This is a genomic window from Chryseobacterium sp. HMWF035 (assembly GCF_003094695.1).
Classification (GTDB): domain Bacteria; phylum Bacteroidota; class Bacteroidia; order Flavobacteriales; family Weeksellaceae; genus Chryseobacterium; species Chryseobacterium gambrini.
This window is the reverse complement of record NZ_QEHP01000015.1, coordinates 19,106-43,277: the sequence shown is the minus strand read 5'-3', so window position 1 is coordinate 43,277 and position 24,172 is coordinate 19,106. Positions and strand designations below refer to the sequence as shown.

Annotated in this window: 24 protein-coding genes; 10 read left to right on the top strand and 14 right to left on the bottom strand. The window is 35.0% G+C overall.

Annotated elements, in window-relative coordinates:
• Window positions 1–58: 58 nt before the first annotated feature.
• A complete protein-coding gene (locus tag DD829_RS02670; RefSeq protein ID WP_108410595.1) occupies window positions 59–1,156 on the bottom strand; it encodes a serine hydrolase domain-containing protein in 1,098 nt (365 codons plus the stop codon).
• A 534-nt stretch (window positions 1,157–1,690) separates the two neighbouring features.
• Here DD829_RS02670 and DD829_RS02665 point away from each other — a divergent pair.
• The 4 genes from DD829_RS02665 to DD829_RS02640 all read left to right on the top strand — a co-directional run bounded on the left by DD829_RS02665 (window position 1,691) and on the right by DD829_RS02640 (window position 6,943).
• Window positions 1,691–3,214 (top strand): hypothetical protein, encoded by a 1,524-nt coding sequence (locus tag DD829_RS02665; protein WP_116547497.1) that lies wholly within the window; start codon window positions 1,691–1,693, stop codon window positions 3,212–3,214.
• Window positions 3,215–3,783: 569 nt separating this feature from the next.
• Window positions 3,784–4,956: a glycosyltransferase gene (locus tag DD829_RS02655; protein WP_108411306.1), complete on the top strand. Its 1,173-nt coding sequence runs from the start codon at window positions 3,784–3,786 to the stop codon at window positions 4,954–4,956.
• Between the two features lie 87 nt (window positions 4,957–5,043).
• Complete coding sequence (locus tag DD829_RS02650; protein WP_116547495.1) at window positions 5,044–5,484, top strand: transposase; 441 nt, start codon at window positions 5,044–5,046, stop codon at window positions 5,482–5,484.
• Between the two features lie 532 nt (window positions 5,485–6,016).
• Entirely contained in the window at window positions 6,017–6,943 is a 927-nt protein-coding gene (locus DD829_RS02640) for a helix-turn-helix transcriptional regulator (RefSeq protein ID WP_116547493.1), read from the top strand.
• Between the two features lie 72 nt (window positions 6,944–7,015).
• Here the strand turns inward: DD829_RS02640 and DD829_RS02635 are convergent, their stop codons facing one another.
• From DD829_RS02635 to DD829_RS02625, 3 genes are read right to left on the bottom strand one after another with little or no spacing between them, the layout of a single operon-like run.
• Entirely contained in the window at window positions 7,016–8,038 is a 1,023-nt protein-coding gene (locus DD829_RS02635; protein WP_108410389.1) for an alpha/beta hydrolase, read from the bottom strand.
• Window positions 8,039–8,059: 21 nt separating this feature from the next.
• Entirely contained in the window at window positions 8,060–8,443 is a 384-nt protein-coding gene (locus DD829_RS02630) for a DUF3037 domain-containing protein (protein ID WP_108410390.1), read from the bottom strand.
• Window positions 8,430–9,203: a HipA family kinase gene (locus DD829_RS02625; protein WP_076395768.1), complete on the bottom strand. Its 774-nt coding sequence runs from the start codon at window positions 9,201–9,203 to the stop codon at window positions 8,430–8,432. The genes DD829_RS02630 and DD829_RS02625 overlap by 14 nt, the downstream gene beginning before the upstream one ends.
• Window positions 9,204–9,407: 204 nt before the next feature.
• Between DD829_RS02625 and DD829_RS02620 the strand changes: the two genes are divergently transcribed.
• Together DD829_RS02620 and DD829_RS23430 are read left to right on the top strand one after the other, a co-directional pair.
• A complete protein-coding gene (locus DD829_RS02620) occupies window positions 9,408–10,247 on the top strand; it encodes an alpha/beta hydrolase family protein (protein ID WP_108410518.1) in 840 nt (279 codons plus the stop codon).
• Window positions 10,248–10,330: 83 nt separating this feature from the next.
• The gene (locus tag DD829_RS23430; RefSeq protein WP_185204911.1) at window positions 10,331–10,519 is read left to right on the top strand and encodes a bacteriocin-like protein; all 189 of its coding nucleotides are present in this window, start codon (window positions 10,331–10,333) and stop codon (window positions 10,517–10,519) included.
• A gap of 32 nt (window positions 10,520–10,551) precedes the next feature.
• Here DD829_RS23430 and DD829_RS02615 read toward each other — a convergent pair whose 3' ends face one another.
• From DD829_RS02615 to DD829_RS02575, 9 genes are all read right to left on the bottom strand, one after another.
• Complete coding sequence (locus DD829_RS02615) at window positions 10,552–11,154, bottom strand: hypothetical protein (RefSeq protein WP_108410519.1); 603 nt, start codon at window positions 11,152–11,154, stop codon at window positions 10,552–10,554.
• A gap of 7 nt (window positions 11,155–11,161) precedes the next feature.
• Entirely contained in the window at window positions 11,162–11,983 is an 822-nt protein-coding gene (locus tag DD829_RS02610) for a flavin reductase family protein (protein WP_108410520.1), read from the bottom strand.
• Window positions 11,984–12,072: 89 nt separating this feature from the next.
• Window positions 12,073–12,486: a GxxExxY protein gene (locus DD829_RS02605; protein ID WP_116547492.1), complete on the bottom strand. Its 414-nt coding sequence runs from the start codon at window positions 12,484–12,486 to the stop codon at window positions 12,073–12,075.
• A gap of 101 nt (window positions 12,487–12,587) precedes the next feature.
• Window positions 12,588–13,835, bottom strand: a complete 1,248-nt coding sequence (gene fahA, locus DD829_RS02600) for a fumarylacetoacetase (RefSeq protein ID WP_116547491.1) — start codon at window positions 13,833–13,835, stop codon at window positions 12,588–12,590.
• Between the two features lie 69 nt (window positions 13,836–13,904).
• On the bottom strand, window positions 13,905–14,390 hold the full coding sequence (locus DD829_RS02595) for a hypothetical protein (protein ID WP_076395835.1): 486 nt from the start codon (window positions 14,388–14,390) through the stop codon (window positions 13,905–13,907).
• A 71-nt stretch (window positions 14,391–14,461) separates the two neighbouring features.
• Complete coding sequence (hppD, locus tag DD829_RS02590; protein WP_087707682.1) at window positions 14,462–15,592, bottom strand: 4-hydroxyphenylpyruvate dioxygenase; 1,131 nt, start codon at window positions 15,590–15,592, stop codon at window positions 14,462–14,464.
• A 230-nt stretch (window positions 15,593–15,822) separates the two neighbouring features.
• Window positions 15,823–16,602, bottom strand: coding sequence for a hypothetical protein (locus tag DD829_RS02585; RefSeq protein WP_108411023.1), 780 nt, complete (start codon window positions 16,600–16,602; stop codon window positions 15,823–15,825).
• Between the two features lie 135 nt (window positions 16,603–16,737).
• Window positions 16,738–18,012, bottom strand: coding sequence for an acetyl-CoA hydrolase/transferase family protein (locus DD829_RS02580; RefSeq protein ID WP_108411024.1), 1,275 nt, complete (start codon window positions 18,010–18,012; stop codon window positions 16,738–16,740).
• Between the two features lie 196 nt (window positions 18,013–18,208).
• The gene (locus DD829_RS02575) at window positions 18,209–19,396 is read right to left on the bottom strand and encodes a homogentisate 1,2-dioxygenase (protein ID WP_108411025.1); all 1,188 of its coding nucleotides are present in this window, start codon (window positions 19,394–19,396) and stop codon (window positions 18,209–18,211) included.
• Window positions 19,397–19,518: 122 nt separating this feature from the next.
• On the opposite strand from DD829_RS02575, the gene DD829_RS02570 reads away from it, so the two are divergent.
• Together DD829_RS02570 and DD829_RS02565 are read left to right on the top strand one after the other, a co-directional pair.
• The gene (locus tag DD829_RS02570; protein ID WP_116547490.1) at window positions 19,519–21,588 is read left to right on the top strand and encodes a TonB-dependent receptor plug domain-containing protein; all 2,070 of its coding nucleotides are present in this window, start codon (window positions 19,519–19,521) and stop codon (window positions 21,586–21,588) included.
• A gap of 386 nt (window positions 21,589–21,974) precedes the next feature.
• Window positions 21,975–22,430 carry a thioredoxin family protein gene (locus tag DD829_RS02565; protein ID WP_228408108.1) on the top strand — a complete coding sequence of 152 codons (456 nt, stop codon included), beginning with the start codon at window positions 21,975–21,977 and terminating at the stop codon, window positions 22,428–22,430.
• Between the two features lie 167 nt (window positions 22,431–22,597).
• Here the strand turns inward: DD829_RS02565 and DD829_RS02560 are convergent, their stop codons facing one another.
• Window positions 22,598–22,963, bottom strand: coding sequence for a DUF1304 domain-containing protein (locus DD829_RS02560; protein ID WP_076395792.1), 366 nt, complete (start codon window positions 22,961–22,963; stop codon window positions 22,598–22,600).
• 68 nt (window positions 22,964–23,031) lie between these two features.
• Here DD829_RS02560 and DD829_RS02555 point away from each other — a divergent pair, with 68 nt between their 5' ends.
• Window positions 23,032–23,604, top strand: a complete 573-nt coding sequence (locus DD829_RS02555) for a Crp/Fnr family transcriptional regulator (protein ID WP_108409149.1) — start codon at window positions 23,032–23,034, stop codon at window positions 23,602–23,604.
• Window positions 23,605–23,669: 65 nt separating this feature from the next.
• Window positions 23,670–24,113 (top strand): carboxymuconolactone decarboxylase family protein, encoded by a 444-nt coding sequence (locus tag DD829_RS02550; protein WP_108409148.1) that lies wholly within the window; start codon window positions 23,670–23,672, stop codon window positions 24,111–24,113.
• Window positions 24,114–24,172: the final 59 nt, after the last annotated feature.

The following is a 24,172-nucleotide window of genomic DNA, read 5'->3' as shown; positions in this document are numbered from 1 at the left end:
AGACTATCTCAATCATGTTAAATTAACTGCGAAGCAAATTGATTATTGACCATTCACTTTAATTAATCACTGCATTTATTTTCTGCCACAAAACATCATCGAAATCCGAAAGAGCAAGATTCACATTGTCTGCAGCATCACCCATTCTGATGATGACGAGTTTTTTGCTTGGAACGACATAGATTTTTTGATCATTTTTACCTAAAGCACAAAACATATCATCCGGCGCACTCGGAATCAGTTTTCCGTTGAACTGAAACTGAGTCTGCGGCATATGATAACTTGTCTTTCCGTTCAGCCACCACAGATAACCGTAGGCTAAATTGATACTTTGGGAAGTATTCGTCGCACTTTGAAAATAATTGGAGTTAATGATCTGTGTTCCGTTCCAGTTTCCGTTGTTTAAAGCCATCAGTCCGAAACGCGCCATACTTCTGGTTGTACTCCAATATACACTGTTGTCACCACTTTGAATCCAGTTTCCTGTCATCCCGATTTTATCCCTCAGTTTGGCATTGAAATATTGTGACCATGTTTGTCCCGTTGCTGCGGCAACCACATCCTGAAGTTTTACATAGACATTGTGATACGCCCACCTTGTTCCCGCATCGGCTTTGTACTGTAGATTTGCCGGACTTACATTATCTCCGAGACTGTCGTCCAGACCAGAAGTCATCGTCAGTAAATTCCGGCAGGTAATTAAATTTTCTTTTGCCAAGGGAGCGCTTGTCCAACCGGTTCCGATGTATGTGGAAACTTTATTGTTGATATTGATAAATCCTTCCTGTTCTGCAATTCCTGTCACTGTTGAGGTTAACGTTTTTCCTGCGCTTGCCCAATACCAAGGTGTAGTAGAAGTATGTCCCGAAAAATAGTTTTCCATAACAATTCTTCCATTTTGCAGGATCATAAAACTTTTAGAATGTTTGGTTTCCAGATACGTCAGAAGATCCTGAACTTTGTCCTGATGCCAGTTTAATGCAGAAAGAGATTTCGTTTCCCAGACATCACTGTTGGAAGGAGGAAAGTACATGGCTTCCGTTGTAGAAACGGTACTGTTCGGATCTGAAGAGGGTTGCGTAATATCATCAGAAGAACTGCAGGATAATGCTAAAAAACAAAATGCGGGAACATAAAATAGATTTTTTATTTTCATACGAAATTAGTTTAAATTCTAATTTTTAGATAAGCATAGCAACGAATAGTTAAAAACATTGGATAAAAAATGTTAAAATTATCTTTGAAATTGTAAATAATAACGAATACGAATAGGTGATAATAGAAAATTGTAAATTTTGAAATTTAATTTTTAGCAAATAGTGAATTATGTTAAAATTTATTATCCATAACAGCAAAAAATCCAATTAACATTTAGATAATCAAAATTACACGTTTGGGTTAATTATTTTTTTTAGATTATCTGTGGATTGCGAATTGAATTTATCGGAAAAATCTTTAAATCTTTAAACTTAAAGATGACAAATAGTTGGTTTTTCAGATAAACAAAAAAATTGTTACACAAAGGATATAAACAAGATGAATGAAGGGAATTTTGTGTGTTTTTATGTTCTAAAACAGATGATTATTACTCTCCATAAATCTCCATGGATATATTTGGATGTCTATTTCTTTGTTCTGCCGTTTTTCTTAGAATACTTTTAGCCAAAATAATTTTAAACATAAGGAAGCTATGAAAAAAATGATTCAAATAAGTTTGTTCTTATCTTGCAGTACTGTATATTTTAGTCAAGTAGGTATTAATACAAATACTCCAGAAGCTACGTTAGATATCAGAGCGAAAAATCACAATGGTACGGTAACTGCTAATGATGGGATTTTGGTTCCCCGTGTAAATAATTTAGCATCAGCGGGTAGTATTAATGGTCAGCTAGTATATTTAACAGCTAATAACGGTAGCTTTACTAAAGGATTTCATTATTGGGATGGTAGTATTTGGGTTCCCATTTCAGGTGATTCTAGTAAAGATTCATGGATAGATGGAGTAGGAAATACCAATTCTAGTAATAATATTGTGATTGGAAGTAATTCTGGAAGCGATTATGCAAAGTTAGATATACAATCTACAAATAAAGGTATTCTTTTACCAAGGATGAATCTTACATCTGCAACAATGGATTTAAATGCCGATGGGGATAATAATATTGCAAACCAACCTGTTGGTCTAATTGTTTTTAATACTGGAACTACTATTAGAAGCGGTTTTTATTTTTGGAATGGAACCGAATGGAGAACTTTAGATAATTCTACTGCGGAAGCGCCTATTATTACCAATATACTTTGTGATGCAGCAGTTTTAACCCCATCTACTTATACATCAGGAGTCGCTTATTCAGGAACTTTGTTAGTGCCTTATGAAAACGGAAATGGTGGTACGTATGCGGGAGGTACATCCGTTGTAGCTAATGGTATAACTTTTACTTTACAAGGGAATAAATTAGAATACGGATCTGGAAATCTCGTTTTTAAAGCGGTTGGAACTCCTAGCAGTTCTTCTCCTGTAATGACTAATATCCTTATGAATAATTCTTTAATTCCTTTTATGCCTTCCAGTTATAGTTGTACAGTAAAGGTTGGAGAATCTAGTGTAGAAAATAAAGTAAGTGCAGTGATGGGACCTTTGGCTTATTACGGGAACTATATAATCGACAATACTGGTTTTACACCCGGGGCAGTAAATGATAAGGTGTATGAAAAAATAGTTACTAGCCCAGACGGCAAATTTTCTGTTCGTCTTGGAACAGTAGAAGGATATGCATTACAATATGCCGATCTCACCATACGAAATAACACAGGCACAAACCAAACTATTATTTGGAATTTTGGAGATAATTTTATAACTAACGGTTATTTAAGCTATGCCAGCAATGCTTCTGTCATTCCTGGAGATGGAAAATGGTATGGAAACAATAACGGATCTCCTGCTACTCCTGAATCAAGTGCATTTTATGCGATACCTTCTAGTGGATCTACTGTTACATCCCTAACGTCTTACTACGGTTGGGCAGATCAAGATGTTTACAATGGAGCCCCTGAATTCAGACGTTATACTTGGACTACCTCCAACACTTCCGATCAAACCATATACAATTTAGAATTCATGATGGGTGCCCCAAACCCTACTGCTTTAGCTAATGATGCTAATTGTGCACAAACAAAAGTTTATTTAAAAATAGAACAGATAAAGGCCAATTAAGATATAAGTTTAAGTGCTTGATGTTGAATGTAGTATTTTGATAAGCAGTTTTATTTGTGTAAAACAGAGTTTAGTTTTTAAAGCTGTGATAATTGTTATCAAGTGTTATCTATTGAGATTATTTTAAATAGATCTGCAAAAAATACCATTTATTTTTCTCTATTTGGTTTTTAGAGAGAATTAAAGTTTATCATTCTAAATATAACATCTGGTGAGTTAGGGGTACTTTACTTTTTAAGTATTAAGCTATGAGATTTTTCAATAAAATTATAGATATTTTCAGACTCTTTTATTGTTCCTATAATAACAAACATTTATGGGATCTAAGAATCGGAGAGAAAAAACATCTTGTACAGGATGTTCTGAATAATTATGAAGCTTTAATTGGTAATACAAAACCTGAGGCTATATCATTCTTTCAAGATTATAAGTTAATCAAAAAAAAATCTAACAAGTGGATTTATGAAATAAAAAAGACTAGTAAAGGAGATTATATATTTATACTTCATTTTTGTCAGGATAATCTGATAAAAGTAAACTACAGTTACCTTGAGTATAAATAAGCAAAGATGAAAAAGAGGGTAATGTTCAGAATACGTTCCATGCAAATGGGAGGTGTTCCAAAAGTACTGATTGATATACTTAAGAATCTTGATAGGGAAAAATTTGAACCTTCAGTTCTTTTACAGATTAATCAGGGAGAACTTCTGGTTGATATTCCTGAAGATGTGAAAATAACTGCATTGGCAAAAGGAAGACAGGAAATGAGCTTTATAAAACCTATACGCTTTATTCAGCTTGTGATTAGAAATTTAAAGATTCAGATGTATAAAGTTTTTCCTTCTCTTATTAAGAAAAAATTATTTGAAACTCCAGATATTGAAATAGCTATAACACATTCATCCCTTCCGGATCTTTTAAGAAGTCCTTTCAATAATTCAAAAAAAGTAAATTGGTTCCACACAGACATCAGTTGGCATCACAGTAAGGATTATGGAAAAAAAATTGCAGGAATGATGAAGAAATGTGATCTTACAATATTTGGTTCTCTGCATACAAGACTGATATTTGAGAAGTTTCTCGATGTTAAAATATATAATGGAATACACATTCATAATACTTTTGACGAAAAAAATGTTTTAGAAAAATCTCTTTTAGAAATTACGGATATAAACAACAGAAGTCTTGATACCCAAAAAAAGATTTTCGTTTCAGTAGGTAGACTTGAATACCAAAAGGGTTATGACCTTCTGATTGAAGTACATCAGGAACTTATTAATGAGGGGTACGATCACATCATCGTTGTAATTGGAGATGGAAGTCAGAACGTAAATTTAAATAATAAAGTGAAAGCTTTAAAGCTGGAAGACAGTTTTCTTCTTCTTGGTAACCGTAATAATCCCTATCCTTATATCAGGAAAGCAGATTATTATATTCAGCCTTCACGTTATGAATCTTATCCTATTGCTTTAGGAGAAACACTTATTCTGAATATTCCTATCATAAGCACAGACGTAGGAGGGGTAAGTGAATTGTTGAACCATGGAAAGACGGCTTATCTTGTAAATTTCGATAAATATGAATTGAAAACAGCGATGAAAAAATTTATGAGTAATCCTCACTTGGTCAGAGAAATAAAAAATGAACAAAAAAAATTTAATGTAGAAAATTACAACACAAAGATTCACTCAAAAATTAATCATGTTCTTTCAAAACTTGCTCTGACTGAAAATAAAAAATGATTCTGAAGAGTATTATTTTAAATAATGTGATTGGCAATTATCAAATTAAATAAATAATTTAAAAAAAAGATTAAAGTAAATTTAATTATGAACTATAAAAAAATTCATGTGGGTTCTTTAATTGAAAAGCGTGTTAAAGAATTAAAAATAAACACTAATAGAATTTGTACTTTTTTTAAATGTAATAAAGAGGAAGTCCAAAATATCTATTTAAGTGAGAATATTTCAGTAGACAATCTGTTAAAATGGAGTAAGCTTTTAAAATATGATTTTTTTCGTCTCTATAGTCAGCACCTTATTTTATACTCACCTCCTGCTATTGTTAGTGAAGATATAGTGTGTGGTCTAATAAAGAAAACCTCTCTTCCTGAATTTCGTAAGCACCTTTATACAAGAGAAATTATTGATTTTGTCTTAGAACTTATCGAAAGTAAAGAAAAAACATGTCAGCAGATAATTGAGGACTATAGAATACCCAAAACAACTCTTTATAAATGGATTTCTAAATATAAAGAAAAAATTGATTGAGAAATGCAGTTTAGAATTTACTGTTTAATATTCTTATTAATTCGTTAAAATAATCATGAATAAAATTACCCCCGATTATAAGCGTCTTTACATAGACATAATTACAAAAAAATATCCCGAGAAGAAAAAAGATTGTTTATTTCTGTTATGCAAAAAGGAGCTTTCATCTTTGGATGTTATTCGTTTAAATGATAAACTGTTTGAAAATTATGTTTCAGATAAAGATAAAATAAACAACAGCCACCGATCATATGATAAGAGTTCAATTTTTGAGATTCTTGACTACCAAGTAAAAAACAAGTTAAATAATTCAGAATTAGCTCGACATTTCAGACTTAGCCGAAATACGATCACTAAGTGGAAAAAGTTCTATTATTCTGTAGAGATTAAGTAATTACGCATTTTTGAGGGGCATACATTTATTGAATAATATAATTTGTTAAGAAATAAATTATTATATTTATATTTCGTTTTTATCAAAAATATATCTTTAATTTCATCAGGTTTTAGATTTTAAATTTCATATAGTTAAATGAATTTTTTCCATAAAATTGTAAATTTAGATTTATCTGAATTAAAAGATCTTTCAGATAAAGAAAATTTTAAATTAATTAATGTTTTTAGTTTCTTAGTACTTATTGAGGAGACTGTATTAATGATTATTGATTTCATTTATGGACCATCTTATTCATTTTATGTAAAGGTTATTATTTGTTTTATTATTATTGGAGGATTATACTTGCCAAATTTAAGGTTCAATAAGCGTATAATTTTTTTGCTTTATTTAATTTTTGCATTAGAAATATTTTTTGGATCTTCTTATTGGGGAGAAGAGTCTATGGTTTATCTATATAATATTCCACTTGTAGTTTCATTGCCATTTATTTTTCAACAAAAAAAAGATTTTAAATATGTAATAATAATTACTACAATTATTTTAGTATTATTATTTGTTAATTTTTTTACCCAGTTTAAACTTTTTAATTTTTTTAATCTTAATAGGAATTCTCAAAAGGATATAAGAAATATAGCTTTTTCCTACATTTTTACTGTTCTTATTATTTTTGCATATCTATTCTATATTAAGTTTCGGAACATTCAATCTTTGCTAAAAGAAAATTTAGAAAAATCATTACTTTTAGAAAAAAGTAAAACAATTATTAATCTTGAAGAATTACAGGCATTTATTGTACAGGCAAAAGAATCGAATGACGGTTTTGTTGTAAAATTTAGCTCTTATTTTCCTGATTTTATTGTCAAGCTAACTAATATTGCTCCCACGCTTATTGCAACAGAAATTGAAGTTTGTGCTATGCTGAAGTTAAACTTTACAACAAAAGAAATAGCAGCCTCTACTAACAGCACTGTTTTAGCAATCAACAGAAAAAAAAATAGGGTGAGAAATAAGCTGAATATTCCCAGTGAAATAAATTTAAACGCTTGGTTTATAGATTTTTAATTGTGGTTTTTTATAAGAAAAACTGTTAGGTAAATTAATACTTTAGGGTAAAATTAGCGAATTTTATTATTTTCACTTTTTGTGCGCTTCAATAAAAAGCATCATGTCATCCGTAAGCTGATCCATATATTTTTTATCAGTCGTTCCGAAACCGTGTGTTCCGTCTTCTACCACTACAAGTTCAGCTTCTATATTTTGCTTTTTCAGCTTTTTTACCAGTTTTTTAGAATGACTCAAGGGAGCCACCTTATCTTTATTTCCATGAAGAATAAAGGTTGGAATTCCGTTTTCCGTCTCATTGATCGGGGAAACCGTTTCCAGATAATCTATGGCTTTTCTTTTTTCATCATTAATATCGTACCCGGAAATTCCATAAACCAGTTTTTGTCTGATCTCAACAATAGGTTTAAAGAACAAACCTACAATAGACACCGGAACTTTTCCCAGTCTTGTATGCAGAAGTTTGTTAATATCAGTCGGTCCGAAATTATCAACCACATAATTCACCTTTGCCGAATAAGAAGATAATTCAGGGCTTCCCAAATATTCATTATCATTCGTATAAGCAGCCATCAGAGCAAGATGCGCTCCCGAAGAAGCTCCGAAAAATCCGATATTATCGGGATCAAAATGGTATTGGTAAGCATTTTTTCGCACCCATCTCACCACATCTTTGGTATCCTGAATCGGCAGCGGAAAGTGTACGGTTTCGCTTACAAGCGTATAATCGATGCTTACAACAGCATAATTTTTTTCAACAAGTTTTAAAAGGAAATTTTCGATATAATTGTTGGATCTTACTACTTTATCACCTTTTGCCCATGCTCCGCCGTGAACATAAATAACCACCGGAAGTTTTGCGGAACCTGCATTTTTCGGTTTGTACAGATCCAATTTGATGGGATTTCCGGAAGCATCATTTTTATACGTAATATTTTCTGAAAAAGCCGTTTTTTCAGGAAGAAGAACACTTGGCGGTGATGGAGTTCCTTCGATCGGACCCTGAGAATAGCCTAATGTAAAAAAGCTGAGCAGAAAAATAAAAAACAGGCTTTTGGAAAACCTGTATATAGTATTGTCATTCGTAAATTTCATAGAATATTTTTTTGAAGCGTATTATTTTACTAACTCCTCAAAAAGCCTACCAAAAGTATCTTCCAGATTTTTGGATTTCCCAGGATGAGGTCTTGAAGTCTGCACCACAGAACTTCTTACGGCAGTCAGCCAGCGAAATCTTTCCGGGATTTCAAGCTGTGCAATTGGTCCTCCGTCTTTTGCGCCATCTGCAATTTTTTTGAAGCTTTCCAGATTCTGGATCACGTCTTCGTAATCGATTTTGCTTCGCATCAGCTTAAATTTATCCGGACAGAGATAAAATTCCACTTTAATGAATTTTTCTTTTTTTGAAAACATCACCAGTCCGATATTGAAAAACTCTTCTCTTTCAACCTTCGGAACCAATCGTATTACCGCGTATTCGTAGATTTTATCCTCTTGCATTTTTAGCTTCGTTTAAAAAGATTTCAGAATGTTCTAATCGGGTCTTCAGGAAGTTGAAATAGATTTCACGGATTTCTTCCGGCGTTTCTTCCGCATCATTCCAGTGCAGCCAGTCTTCGGGAATGATATTCACAATTTCCCTGAATACCTTTTCGTTCAGTACTTCTTTGGCAAACAGATCGGCTTCATCCAGCTTCGATGCCTGTGGAAGCAAAACATGGTCTTTTACATATTTAAAAGGTGTTTTTGCTGCAGCATCAAAATTCTGCCATGAATGGTGAAAATAAAAAGAAGCTCCGTTATCAATAATCCATAGTTCTTTGTGCCACATCAGCAGATTCGTGTTTCTGAAAGTGCGGTCGATATTCGTGATAAACGCATCCAGCCAGACGATTTTTGAAGCCAGAAGCGGATCGATCTTCACACTCGGATCATAAGTAATGGAACCTGAAAGATAATGAAGTCCCAAGTTAAGACCTTCGGAATTTTTCAAAAGATCCTGAATTTCTTCATCGGCTTCGGTTCTTCCGAAATCCACATCCAGATTCACAAAAACAAGCTCGGGAATTTTCAATCCCAAAATTTCTGTAATTTTTCCGCCGATCAGTTCAGAGATCAGCATTTTTACTCCGTGACCTGCTCCACGGAATTTCAGAACATATTTAAAATCATCATCTGCTTCTGCCAGAGCAGGAAGAGAACCTCCCTCCCGAAGCGGCAGAATATAACGCATGACGGTTACCTTTCTTAAATCCAACATAAGGCAAAAATAAGATATTCCTTTGTGTTTATTTCTATTTATACTATTTTTAGGTAAAAAAATGATTGTTTCGAAATTATGATTCTGAATGGAGCATAGTGGAATGAAGAATCTAAATATAAATTTCCTGAACGATGCCCGCATCTATTAATGCTGTGTCGGAATGACAAAAAAGTTTTTTAATAAATCATTATACAATACAATATGCAGATCACAAAAAAGCAAAATATCATTATTTCCAATCCTGAAACCAGAGATTTTCTTGCCGATGCCTTTTTTCCGGAAACAGGGGAGAAACTACCGTTGGTCATTTTTGTTCATGGCTATAAAGGCTACAAAGACTGGGGCGCATGGAATCTTATGGCTGAAAAGTTTGCGGAAGCCGGATTTTTCTTTGTGAAATTTAATTTTTCGCACAACGGAACAACGGTTGAAAATCCTCATCAATTTGCTGATCTTGAAGCTTTTGGAAATAATAATTATTCTAAAGAGCTTTCGGATCTGGGAACCGTGATTGATTACTTCGTTAAAAATGAAAATGTAGATGCTGATAAGATTATCCTGATCGGTCACAGCAGGGGAGGAGGAATTTCAATCATAAAAAGTTTTGAGGATGAAAGAATTAACGGTTTAATTACCCTTGCAAGTGTAGATACACTGGATCGTTTCCCGAAAAACGATGCCTTCGAAAAATGGAAGGAAGCCGGAGTGTATTATGTGATGAATGGAAGAACAAAGCAGGAAATGCCTCATTATTATCAGTTTTATGAAGATTTTGAAAATAATTTTCACCGTTTTGATGTCGAAAGAGCAACCGAGATGGCGAAAGTACATTATTTAATCATTCATGGGACAGATGATGAGGCGGTGAATGTAAAAAGCGCAGAGCATCTTCACATTCTGAATCCAAATTCTGAGCTGTATCTTATTGAAAAAGCCAATCATACTTTTGGGGCAAAAGAACCTTGGGAAGAGCCAAAACTGCCCAAAGACCTTAATGAAGTTACGGAAAAATGCATTATGTTCATTAAAGAGAAAATATGATTTTTCTGGATTTATAAATAATTAATATTCAAATTAAAAATTTTTCATACATTAGTGATATCAACAAATCTAAATCGTACACTATGAAAAATTTAAAAAAATTGAGCAGAGAAGCTAAAAAAAGTATTGTAGGGCAAGGACCTAGTTGTCCGCCTGTAGGATGTTATAATTTCTATCTCAGCGATGGAGACAGTACTTGTATCGCTTCTGGATGTCCAAACGATTATGGTACAATCGTCACTGTAAACGGACGTTCTCAGTGTTGCTTTTAAAAAAATAAAGGAGTGAAATTTTTCACTCCTTTTTATTTATTCATTTGTATAGCATTCTTTTTTACCGATTTTAAGAGACTTCTGAAGTTCTTCATGGTCATCATTTCAGTGGACGGTGTAAAGATCGTTGCTTTCTCACCTTTTTCTACAGAAACTTCCGAATAGGCTTTAAGGGTGTAGATTTTTTTCAATGTTTTGATGTCATAAACATCCATCATCGCAAATGTTTCATTTTTGTTGTATTCATACTGTACACCGATCGAATTGTCTAAACCGTTTCTAACTTTGAAAGTATAAATATTCACCAGAAAATTGAAATCGGAATTGTTTTTAAGATCTTCCAGATCATCCGTTTCCGGACTGAACGGAATACCATGACTGATTAAGTTTTCAGATTTTGCTGTCTTTAAATCATAGGCTTTTCCTTCACTTAACTGAGTAAACAATTTCATGGTTTCTGCAGTCATCATTTCCCGGTGGTGCGCATCAACCGTAGTATTGATATTGTTTATCAGCCATTTTTGATCTTTTGAAAATACGAGCGATTTGCTGTAAATTCCATAATCTTTTCTAACCGGATAGTAGCATGACTGCAAACCCAGCAATATCAAGAATAAGAAGAAATATTTTCTCATAAATCCCTTAATAAATCAGAATTTTCCACGCTTCTTCAATTTTACTTTCCAGTAATAATTTCTGAGCTTCCAGATGAACATTCTCGTCGGAATGATAGTTTCCTGCCGGTAAGATTTCAACATTCGCCAACATTCCCAGGTCGTTTCCTGTGAATATTCTGCTGAATTTTATTTCATCCGGAAGAAGATCGAAACCGATTCCTTTCGTTACCAGAGGTTTTGGAACTTCAAAAAGATTGTCTGCCGTATTTCTGGAATACCAGTTGCTTCCCAATCTTGCCACCATATCCAGTTTTGCCTGATCCAGATTGCCGTTTTCATCCAGATATTCTTCGCGGATATGAATTTTCTGAACTTCACAGATCACCAGATTTCCTGCACCGCCCTGATCGCCTAAAGATTTTACTTCTAAAACTTTGCATTCAAAATTTACAGGACATTCCTCAATTAATTTAGGCTGAACAAGATCAGCATCTTTCATCGTTAATCCGGATTTAATGAATTCGTTAACGCCTTCTTCATATTCTGTTGAAGCCAAAGAGATCTGCTGTACAATCGGAAAATTAACCGTTCCGATCACCACTTCCGGAACTTCAAGAACATTTTCCAGCGTATGTTTGATCGTATTATCGCGAACTCTTCTTGAAGGTGAAAAAACCAAAATCGGAGGAATCGTACTGAACATATTAAAAAAACTGAACGGCGACAGATTGCTGTTTCCGTCTTTATCAACCGTTGAAGCCAGTGCAATCGGACGCGGTGAAACGGCTGTCTGCATTACTGTCTGCAATTGTACGGGAGTTATTTCTGATGGGATGAGTGTTTTCATATTTTTACTTTTTAACACTTAAGTTAATTTAGTTTTAAAGATTTTCCTTTATTTGAAGTACACCTTAGTTTTTTGAAAATCTACGATTTTCATTCTATGGGAAGTGTTTTGAAGATTTTTGAGGCAAAAGATTCATAACCTTCATAATAAAGATTAATGACATTAAAATTTACCAAAATTGATCTTGGAACTTTCAGTAAATTCATATAGTTCATCGTTTGAGCTTTATGAATTTGGTGAATTTCAGAAACCGACTTTATTTCTAAAACAACTAGATTTTCAATAAGAAAATCACATTTTAATTTACAATCTATTAATTTCCCTTTATATGAAAAAGGAATTTCAAGTTCACTTTTGTATTTTAAACCTAAAATTTCAAATTCTCTTTCTAAACATTGATGATAAACATCTTCATATAATCCTGGTCCTGCCTGTTTATGAACTTCAATACAAGCTCCAACAATTTTATATGAAAGGTCATTAATGAATTTTTGAGTTACCATAAAGTGAAAGATAATGAAAATCATAGATTTTCAGAAAACTAAAGTGAACTTAAATTTATGATATATTATTAACTTAAAAATACTTAAGTGTTTAAATATAATTAATTTGCAGGAATAATTTTGCCAGAAACTTCTCCAAAACCAACTCTTACCCCGTCTTTTTCAGCCCAGGCTTTCATGGTTACGGTATCGTTATCGTTAATGAATTTTCTTTCTTCTCCGTTGTTTAACTGAATAGGATTCTGACCTCTCCACGTTAATTCCAGCATGGAACCAAAAGATTTCGGATCGCTTCCTGAAATAGTTCCGCTCGCGTAAAGATCTCCGACTTCCACGTTACAGCCGTTTACGGTGTGATGAGCCAGTTGCTGCGTCATGTTCCAGTACATATGCTTGTAGTTGCTTTCGCAGATCAGGTTTTGCTCTCCGTTTTCAGGCTGAAGATAGACTTCAAGATTGATGTCGTAATTTTTATCTCCTTCAAATTTCAGATAATCCAAAACTTCAGGATCCTGTGTAGGAGAAGCGGTTCTGAATGGTTCTAAAGCTTCCAGAGTAACCACCCACGGCGAAATAGAGGAACCGAAATTTTTAGCTAAAAATGGTCCCAGCGGAACGTATTCCCAAGACTGAATGTCTCTTGCCGACCAGTCGTTGAAAACCACCATTCCGAAAATTGCGTCTTCAGCATCTTTGGTGGAAATACTTTCGCCCATTTCGGTATTTTTATTGATGATGAATGCCATTTCCAATTCGAAATCCAACTGTTTGCAAGGTCCGAAAATTGGCTTTTCCACATCTGCGGGTTTCATCTGACCTTTCGGACGGTTGATTTCCGTTCCTGAAACTACGATAGAGGAAGCTCTTCCGTGATAACCTACCGGAAGATGTTTCCAGTTAGGAAGCAGTGCATTTGCAGGATCTCTGAACATTTTCCCCACGTTGGTTGCGTGTTCAATGCTGCTGTAGAAATCTGTATAATTCGGAATATGAACTGGCATCATCATTTTAACCTGATCCAGCTCATAGAAAGCTTCTTCAATGGTTTTTTCGTCTTTTGACAAAGTAGAACCTTCCTGTAATAATTCCTGAATTTTTAAACGAACGGCATTCGTTACAGGCTTTCCAAGCTCGATGAACTCATTTAAGGTATAGGCTTCGAAAACGTTATCGCCAAAGCCTTCAATTTCTTCGAAATATCCTAAATCGTACAACGTTGCCAGATCTATAATCTGATCACCGATTCTTGTACAGCATCCGATGTATTCTTTGTTGAAAACCGCTACACCAAACGGAATATTATGGATAGAAAAATCTGAATCTGATGAATATTCTACAAATGATTTCATAATTTTAGAATTTAGTTTGGACTTTATATAAATCCGTTAGAATTGTTGGTTGTAATATTTCTTTAAATATTACTTTTTAGATTTGGTTTTGTTTTTAACTTTAGAAAAAGATTCTTCGTCAATCCATCTTGCTTTTGTGTTCACGTCAATCAGGTACAGAATATTGTCCTGTCTTGTTAAAAGTAGCGTTTTGGTAACCGGGATCGGAACTTTTTTGTTTTCCAGAAGATCAGCTCTTAAAGAAATGATGTTCTTTTTGTTTCTCACGATATCCCCTGAAAAAACATTAGAACTGCTTTCTCCGGTGGCTTTATCATCAAAAACCTCTACATAAGTCGCTTTGTTTCCTTTAATGACAATAAAATCCCTTTCGGTATGGTCTGCTTCATCATTGATGAAAACAAACTTTTTATTGTCAATGTTTACCGCTTCCAGATTCTGGTTGACTCCCTTTCTTTCTTCAAGTCGGGTAAGAATATCATTTAGTGAACCGTACTGCGCTTTTAATCCAAAGCTTGCTCCTAAAAATAACATTCCAATTAAAAATTTTCTCATATTAATGTGTTTTTTAAAAAAAGTTTTGTCAAGACTGTTCATCCTGACAAAACTCAATATTACAAATAAAATTACAGGTTTCCTCTTCTTTCCTGTTCTCTTTCCAATGCTTCGAATAATGCTTTGAAGTTTCCGGCTCCGAAGCTTTGTGCTCCGTGTCTTTCGATGATTTCAAAGAATAGGGTAGGACGGTCTTCTACAGGTTTTGTAAAGATCTGCAGCAAATATCCTTCCTCGTCATGATCGATAAGAATTCCCAGTTCCTGAAGTTTTTTAAGATCTTCGTCGATGTGTCCCACTCTTTCAGGAACCATATCGTAATAGGCTTCAGGCGGCGCAGATAAAAACTCAACACCACGTTTTTTTAATTCTGTTACGGTGTGGATAATGTCTTTTGTAGCTACCGCGATGTGCTGTACACCTTCACCTTCGTAGAAATCAAGATATTCTTCTACCTGAGATTTTTTCTTACCTTCTGCAGGTTCGTTAATCGGGAATTTTGCGTAACCGTTTCCGTTGGACATTACTTTAGACATCAAAGCAGAATATTCTGTGTTGATCTGCTTATCGTCAAAAGAAAGAATATTTACAAATCCCATTACTTTTTCATACCATTCTACTGTTGGAATCATTCTGTCCCAGTCTACATTTCCTACACAGTGGTCTACATATAAAAGACCTGCATCTTCAGGCTTGTAATCGCTTTCCCACTTTTCGTAACCCGGCATGAAAGGACCGTTGTAGTTTTTTCTTTCGATAAACATATGAACGGTTTCTCCGTAAGTATAAATTCCTGACATTCTTACCTCACCATTTTCGTCTGTTAATGTTACCGGTTCAAGATAAGGTTTTCCGCCTCTTTTTGTGGTTTCTTCAAACGCAGAATAGGCATCATCCACCCAAAGAGCCAAAATTTTCACTCCATCACCATGTTTTTTTACATGCTCATTGATGGGAGAATCAGACTTTAGCCCTGTTGTAAGTACCAATCTTATTTTTCCCTGCTGAAGAACATAAGAAGCACGATCTCTTACTCCGGTTTCAGGACCAGCGTAGGCAACAGACTGAAAACCGAAAGCGGTCTTATAATAATGCGCAGCCTGTTTAGCATTTCCTACATAAAACTCAATGTAATCTGTACCGTTGATGGGTAAAAAATTCTCAGCCTGAGCAATTTTTTCGGCAAATGTAAGTGTTGACATATTCTATTTTTACTTTTATATTTATGGGAATGCAAATTACGAATTTCTTACTAATACGAAAAATATTAACAAACACCCGTTAGGTTTATTTAACATAATCGTAAAGAAAAGTTCATTTAAGTATGCTTAAGTTTATTGTTTTGGTAATAATGTTTATAGATTTGTATTGCTAACAAATGAAAAAAAAATATTTCGAAAAACGAAGCCACAGGTTTTCCCTGCGGCTTTCTTTATTTTACATTGTTTAATCTTCCTGCGTCGGGATTATAATTATCCCATATTTTCCAGACATTGTCTATTTTGCGGATGAAATAAATTTGGGTATTCAGCTGATTGACAAAATGCTCTTCGCCTGCCGTCCCTACTTTGAACAGAAGATTCCAGAATTCCTGAGATTCCAGAATTTTTTTGTCCGGTTCATCCGTCACGATATGGATATCGAATACTTCATAATTCGAACGGTTATTTTTCGTTACCAGATGAAAATCCCTGTCACACAATTCTTTGCTGAAGTGCGATGCTCTTTCCAGAAAAGGAGATTCATTAAAAACCAAATCTTTGAAGAGTTCAGTTTTATGATCCGGAAACTGTTTATAAAATTCAAAAACGGTAGCGCAGTAATCATACACCATCTGGAAAAACTTCTGGTTGTTGTTTTCTTCATTCCCCTGTCTTTTTTCCTTTACAAACTGGATGTAGGCATTTAAATCTTTATACCCCAGAAAAATACAGATCTTATCCAGTGTTTTCAGAAACCGGAGATCGTTGTGCGTTTTGTCCTGATAATCATTTTCAAAAAAACGCTGAAGGGTAACATGGGAAATCGTATTCCCAATTTCAAACTTTTTTCCGCCTTTAAGTTCTTCAGCCTCAGAAAGTTCATCTTTAATGATTTCAGAAAGAATAATATAATGGCTTCGCTTCCATTCCTGTACATTTCCCAGAACCGAATTTCTCACTTTGGGATGTTTTATAACCTCTTCTCTTATCGAATTATATATCGTTTTCAATGTCCTGTTTTTAAAAGCTCTTTAGCAAATATACTGCCATTTAACTTAATTTTTCCGACTATTTCATTATGTTAAATTGAAGGTGCATTTTTGAAAGGACATAGAAACTGAAAATCTGGTAAAATATTGAAAAAATTATTGCTTAAACCTTTCATAAGCAGCTTTTTCCAACATTTCTCTGTCATCGGGATGCGCAATGCTGATTAATTCCTGAGCTCTCTGCCTTAAATTTTTTCCGTAAAGATAAGCGGTACCGTACTCCGTTACAACCCAATGAATATGTCCTCTTGTGGTTACCACTCCGGCTCCCTGTTTCAGGAAAGGAACAATTCTGGACACTCCTTTTTTGGTTCTTGAAGTAATCGCAATAATCGGTTTACCGTCTTCGCTTAATGCTGCTCCTCTCATAAAGTCCATCTGTCCGCCGATTCCGCTGTACTGCATCGTTCCGATGGAATCTGCACAAACTTGTCCGGTAAGATCAATTTCAATCGCCGAATTGATGGCAACCATTTTATTATTTCTCATGATATTGATCGGGAAATTTACCGTACTTACATCATCAAAAGAAAATACCGTATTATCGTCTACATAATCATACAGTTTTCTTGTTCCGAAACAGAAACTGGTAATGGTTTTATTGTCGTTGTAACCTTTATATTTATTATTGATAACATCATTCTGGATCAGATCAATTACACCGTCACTCAGCATTTCGGTATGTACTCCCAGATCTTTATGATTATGAAGACATTTCAAAACCGCATCAGGAATGGTTCCGATTCCCATTTGCAGGGTGGATTTATCGTCAATTAATTCCGCAACATTTTTTCCGACCAGCATTTCTTCCGGACCTACTTTTGCTCCATAATCTACGGTTGGAAGTTCTTCTTCATGCCATACAAGCTTATGAATTCTGCTGATGTGGATCATTCCGTCACCATGCGTTCTCGGCATTAAAGGATTGACTACGGCGACAATTATTTTTGCGGTATCCACCGCAGCTCTCGCAACATCCACAGAAGTTCCCAGTGTACAGAAACCATGTTTGTCCGGAGGGGAAACGGTAATTAAAGCAACATCAAGCGGTAATATATTTTTTCTGAAAAGGATAGGAATCTCACTTAGAAATACGGGAACAAAATCTCCTCTGTCAGAATTCACCGCATCGCGTACAGGAGACGAAACAAATAAAGAATTAACGAAAAATTTGTCTTTGTACTCAGGTTTTGCAATTTCCACATTTCCCTGTTGGGTAATAGAAACCATTTCTACATTATCCAAACGGTGGGATTGCCTCGCTAGTTCGTCGATTAAGTAATTCGGAGTACAGGCGCTTCCGTGAAAGAAAACACGGTTTCCGCTTTTAATGGTATAAATAGCTTCTTCGGCGCTGATGTAATTATGCATATTGAAATTTTTTATGAATTTTTCTTAGTCTTAAAGATAGTTCATATTGTTTTTACTTAGTCTTATTATTCGAAGATTTTTATCATGTTTTAATTAAATTGATTCAAAAAAAGGACTGAAATTAATATTCAGTCCTCAATATATTTTGATAATAATTTTATAGCTAAAAGCCGGAAGCCAGTCGCCAAAAGCTTCATTACTCCTGAGAACGGTCTTCAAGATGATTGTCTTCGTTTTCCAGCCAAGAGGTTTTGTATGATGTGTCTTCCACTTTTAAAGCTTCTTCCGTAATTTTTAAAGGTCTGAAAGGATCTACCATTACAGCATATTCTTCCGTGAATTTCTTACCAATGCTCCTTTCCATTGCTCCCGGATGAGGTCCGTGAACAATTCCTCCCGGATGAAGCGTGAAATCCATTAAGTCGATATGGTTTCGGCTCATGAAATCACCTTCCGTATAGAATAAAACCTCATCAGAATCGATATTGGAGTGATTATAAGGAGCCGGAATAGCTTGTGGATGATAATCGTACATTCTTGCACAGAACGAGCAAACCACAAAATTATGAGCTTCGAATGTCTGGTGAACCGGAGGCGGTTGATGAATTCTTCCCGTAATCGGCTCAAAGTTTTTGATATTGAATTTATAAGGATAAAAATAACCGTCCCATCCTACAACATCAAACGGATGCGTTGCGTAGATGAAATCTGTAATCTGGTTTTCCTTTTTTACTTTAATTAAAAATTCTCCTTTTTCGTCTTTCGGTTCCACAAAAGTAGGAGTGATGATGTCTCTTTCGCAGAAAGGAGAGTGTTCCAATAATTGTCCGAATTCGTTTCTGTATCTTTTCGGCGTATAAATCGGGGAGTGGCTTTCTACTACGAAGAAAACCGTATCATCAGAATGCAGTTCCACCTGATAAATCGTTCCTCTCGGAATAATTAGATAATCGCCTACAGAAAACTCTAAATTTCCTACAAAAGTTTTTAAAATTCCGCTTCCGCTGTGAGCATATAAAAGCTCATCGCACTCAGCATTTTTGTAGAAATAATCCATTGATTTTCTTGGCTTCGACAGTCCCATTTTCAGGTCGTTGTTCACCATTAAGAACTTACGGCTGTCCATAAAATCGTCTTCGGGAGTTACGTTCATTCCCTTAAACATTCTTGGTGTTACGTTTTTTTCAACAGCAATTTTCGGGGCTACATCTTTCGGTTCACCGATGGATTTTATCTGTGTCGGACGGTGAATATGGTACAATAACGAAGAAATTCCATGAAAACCTTCCGTCCCGAAAAGCTGTTCATAGTAAAATTTATCTTCAGGAGATTTGAAAATCGTGTGTCTTTTTTGGGGAATATTTCCCGACTGATGATATCTCATTTTACTTTTATATGTTGATTCTCAAATTTAACACTTTTTCATGAATTCAATTTAATAATATTTTTCAGATGAGTTTTGTGATTAAAAAATAATTGTTAGCTTTGTCTAACAATTATAATTTCATGAGGCGAATATTATTTTCTGCAATCTTCTTTTCGGGGTTCTGCTTTTCACAGGAAACGGACAGTCTGGCTTTGAACGTTTCAAAGGAAAAGGATTCTGTAAAAGTTTCAAATCCAAAAATCAAAACAAGAGATATTGATGATGTGGTGATTACGGGAACGATAAAACCAATCAGCAAATCAAAAAGTCCTGTAAATGTTGAAATTTATTCGCAGAAATTTTTTCAGAAAAACCCGACTCCGAGCATTTTTGAAGCCATTTCCATGGTGAATGGAGTAAAACCTCAGTTAAATTGTTCCGTCTGCAATACGGGAGATATTCACATCAACGGACTGGAAGGTCCTTACACGATGATTTTGATTGACGGAATGCCGATTGTCAGTTCGCTGTCCACCGTTTACGGACTGAGCGGAATTCCGAACAGTCTGGTTGACAGGATTGAAGTGGTGAAAGGTCCTGCTTCCTCTATTTACGGCTCCGAAGCAATGGGCGGAGTCATTAATATCATTACTAAAAATGCTTTGACTGCACCCAAATTAAGTGTCGATCTGATGACGACAACCTGGAGTGAAAATAATGTAGACCTTTCCACGAAATTTACTTTGGGAAAGAATGTCGCTTCGCTGTTGAGTATGAATTATTTCAACTATACAAAAAGATTCGATTACAATAAAGACAATTTTACGGATGGAGCTTTGCAGAACAGAATTTCAGTTTTTAACAAATGGAATTTCCGGAGGAAGGAAAACCGATTGGGGAGTTTTGCTCTGAGATATTTATATGAAGACCGCTTTGGCGGAGAAATGCAGTGGAATAGATTCTATCGGGGGAGCAGTGAAGTGTACGGAGAAAGTATTTATACAAACAGAGTAGAGGCTTTCGGGGTCTATCAATGGCCTTTGAAAGAAAATATTATGACCCAGTTTTCCTATAATTTTCATGACCAAAATTCTTTTTACGGCAATAATCCTTTTCTGGCGAATCAGAAAGTGGCTTTTACCCAGACGTATTGGGATAAAAAATTCGGAAAACACGATTTGATTCTGGGGGTTACGTTTAAAAAGACATATTATGATGACAATACGCCCGGAACATTGTCTGCGGACGGATCAACCAATGAACCGATGAGGTCGCCGATTTTTGGAGCTTTTATTCAGGATCAGTGGGAAATTAATGAGAAAAATACGTTGCTTTTGGGTTACAGATTGGATTATGACAAAATTCATCATGCCGTACATTCTCCGCGTTTTGCCTGGAAATTTTCGCCGAATCCGTATCATACCTTACGATTCAATTTTGGGACGGGTTTCCGTGTGGTGAATTTGTTTACCGAAGATCACGCTGCATTAACGGGTTCGCGTGAAGTGGTGATTCAGTCGAATTTAAAGCCTGAAAAATCCATCAACGGAAATGTAAATTATGTATGGAAAATTCCGGTTGGAGATCAATTGATTAATTTGGATGCTTCAGCATTTTATACGTATTTCAGCAATAAAATTGTAGGAGATTTTGATACCGATCCTGCGAAAATTATTTATGATAATCTTCAGGGTTACGGAATTTCGAGAGGAGCTTCTTTAAATCTGGATTATACTTTTGATTTTCCTTTGAGCGTTAATCTGGGAGTGACGTATCTGGATGTTTATCAGAAGTTTGATGGGGAAAATAAAAAAACGCAGCAGCTTCATGCCCCGAAATGGAGCGGAACTTATAATCTGAGTTATAGGTTTATGAATAATCTGACAATAGATTTTACAGGACAGTTTTACGGACCGATGCGGCTGCCGGTTTTACCGAATGATTACCGGCCGGAATATTCTCCGTTGTATACTTTGGCGAATATTCAGGTTTCGAAGAGTTTTAAATCGGGATTTGAAGTGTATTGCGGAATTAAAAACCTGTTCAATTTCACTCCGAAAGATCCTTTAATGCGGCCTTTTGATCCGTTTGATAAAAATGTAAATGATCCGGTAAGCAATCCTTATCATTATACTTTTGATACAACGTACGGATATGCGCCGATGCAGAAAATAAGAGGCTTTTTGGGAGTGAAATATACTTTAAAATAGTTGTGAATTTTTAACGCAAAAAATAAAAAAATAATGGTTAAAAAAGCTTCAAAAGTTTACAAAATTCAATAGTTTTTAAACTTAGAGCTTACTAAAAAAAAATAACTATGAATTCAGGTTGGATTTTCGTAAAGTCGCAAAGTCGTTTAAGATAGTATGCTTTAAGGCACAAGGATTTTATCTGCAATAAAATTCATTATCAGCATTATAAAAGAAAATCTTTGATTTTCTCCTTGCGTCTTAAAAGAATAGAACTTTTATCAAATCTTGCGCCTTAGCGTTTTTCCAATATATTTAAACAGATTCTGAATAGTTTTGTTTTTCTAAAAGGCTTAAAAATCTTTTGCCCCTTTTGCGGTCGAAGAATATATAAAATGAAAAATGTAATGAAATTTTTATTTTTAATGTTGTTGCCGTGTTTTTGTCTTTCGCAGATGAAAACCGGCACTTTTGCGGATTTGGAAATTCAGCAGAAGGAAGATCCGAAACCAATCATGATTCATCTTTATACAGATTGGTGCGGTGTCTGTAAAATCGAGAAATTCAATTTAAATAAGGATAAAGAACTGGTTGAACTCATCAATCAGCATTTTTATATTATTAATTTTGAAGCCGAAAAAACAAAAGAGAACATCGTTTTTTTAGGAAAAGAATACCATTATCTGTCTAACGGAAATTCAGGAATTCATGAGCTGGCTCTGGCTTTATCGAAAAATAAAAGTCAGCCGGTTTATCCTTTGTGGATTATTCTGGATAAATATGGAAATTTAATTGAATATCATGAAGGGTTATTTAAACCTGAGAGATTAAAGAAGAAGCTCAAAGAGATTTCGGAACAGTGATTTTGTTTATTATATTGATAGGAAGCTGTGGATTTTTTACCGTACGCTTCGGCTCCGCTCAGCGTACAGCAGAAGGTTACCAATACAAATATTCCTCATCTATTTTATTGGAGAGGAAATTTTTACTTCAAAATGATGAAGGGTTATGAAATCTGCGGGAGGGGTTTTTATTTCAAAAGCACTGCAGCAATCGCCAAAATTGCAGGTAAAGCCTGAACAAAAAATATTTTCTTTGTTGCTGAAATGGCACCGTAAATTCCGGCTACGGCAACGCATCCTAAGAAAAATAAAGCAATATTGGTCTGCCATTTCGGATCTTCGATGAAGAATGACCAGATGAGTCCGGCTGCAAGAAAACCGTTGTACAGTCCCTGATTGGCGGCTAAACCTTTGGTCGGTTTAAACATTTCGGGAGGCAAAGCTGCCTTGAAAACTTCTTTTCCTTTGGTTTCCCATGCAAACATTTCCATCCAGAGAATATAAAGGTGTTCGAGGGCAACAGCGGCGATGAGTATTTTGGCTACAATTTCCATAATTTACGTTTTTGTTTTGTAAAACTAAAAAAATAAAGTTAAGTTTGGTTATACAATTTTCAAAAAAAATGGAAACTTTCAGGCAGCATTTGGAAAAATTTATTTCGGTAACCGATGATGAATTTTCTTCCATTCTTTCATTTTTTCAGCCGATGGATAGTAAGAAGAAACAGAATCTGATCACTGAAGGAGAAATCTGCCGGTCAATGTATTTTGTGGTAAAAGGCTGTCTGAGAAAATTTTTCATCAATGAAAAAGGAGTGGAGCAGACTACGGAATTTGCGATTGAAAACTGGTGGATCACCGATACTTTTGCGTATGAAAGACAGTGTATCTCGAACTTTTCCATCCAGTCGGTCGAAAAATCAGTCATTTTGAAAATTGATTCAAAAGATCAGGAGGAACTGCTGAAAAAACATCCCGTTATGGAGCGGTATTTCAGGATGATCTACCAGAGAGCGTATGCTGCTTCGGAAAGACGCATCCGTTATCTTTACGAATTTTCACGCGAAGAGCTGTATGTGCATTTCAGTACCCAATATCCGTGGTTTATTCAGAGAATTCCGCAATATTTAGTGGCTTCTTTTTTAGGCTTTACTCCGGAATATTTAAGCGAAATCAGAGCAAAATTACGTTCTTAAACCAGTTTAAGATTTTTAAAGACTTCAAACCGGAACTTTGTCTCAGAAATTTAAACCAAAATATTATGAGTGCAAGATTCAACTGGACAACCGTTCATCCTGCCGCATACAAAGCGGGAATAGGCATGGAAACTTCTCTTCAGAACAGCTTTTTAAGTCCAATTCAGAAAGAATTAATCAAAATCAGAGCTTCGCAGATCAACGGATGTGCTTTCTGTCTGGATATGCATACGAAAGATGCGTTGAAGTATGGCGAAACACCGCAAAGAATTTTCCTGCTGAATGCATGGAGAGATGCAAAAGAACTTTATACGGAGGAAGAGCAGGTTATTCTGATGATTGCGGAAGAAATTACGTTAATCAGCCAGAAAGGATTAACCGAAGAAACCTATCAGAAGGCGAAAGAGCTTTTTGATGAAACCCGGATTTCAGATATCATTATGGCAGGTATTGTCATTAATATGTGGAACAGAATTGCCATTTCCACGCATATGCCGATTGGGAAATAGATTTTTAATACAAAAGGTAAACACAAAAGAGCTTTCCATATCTGAAAAGCTCTTTTCAT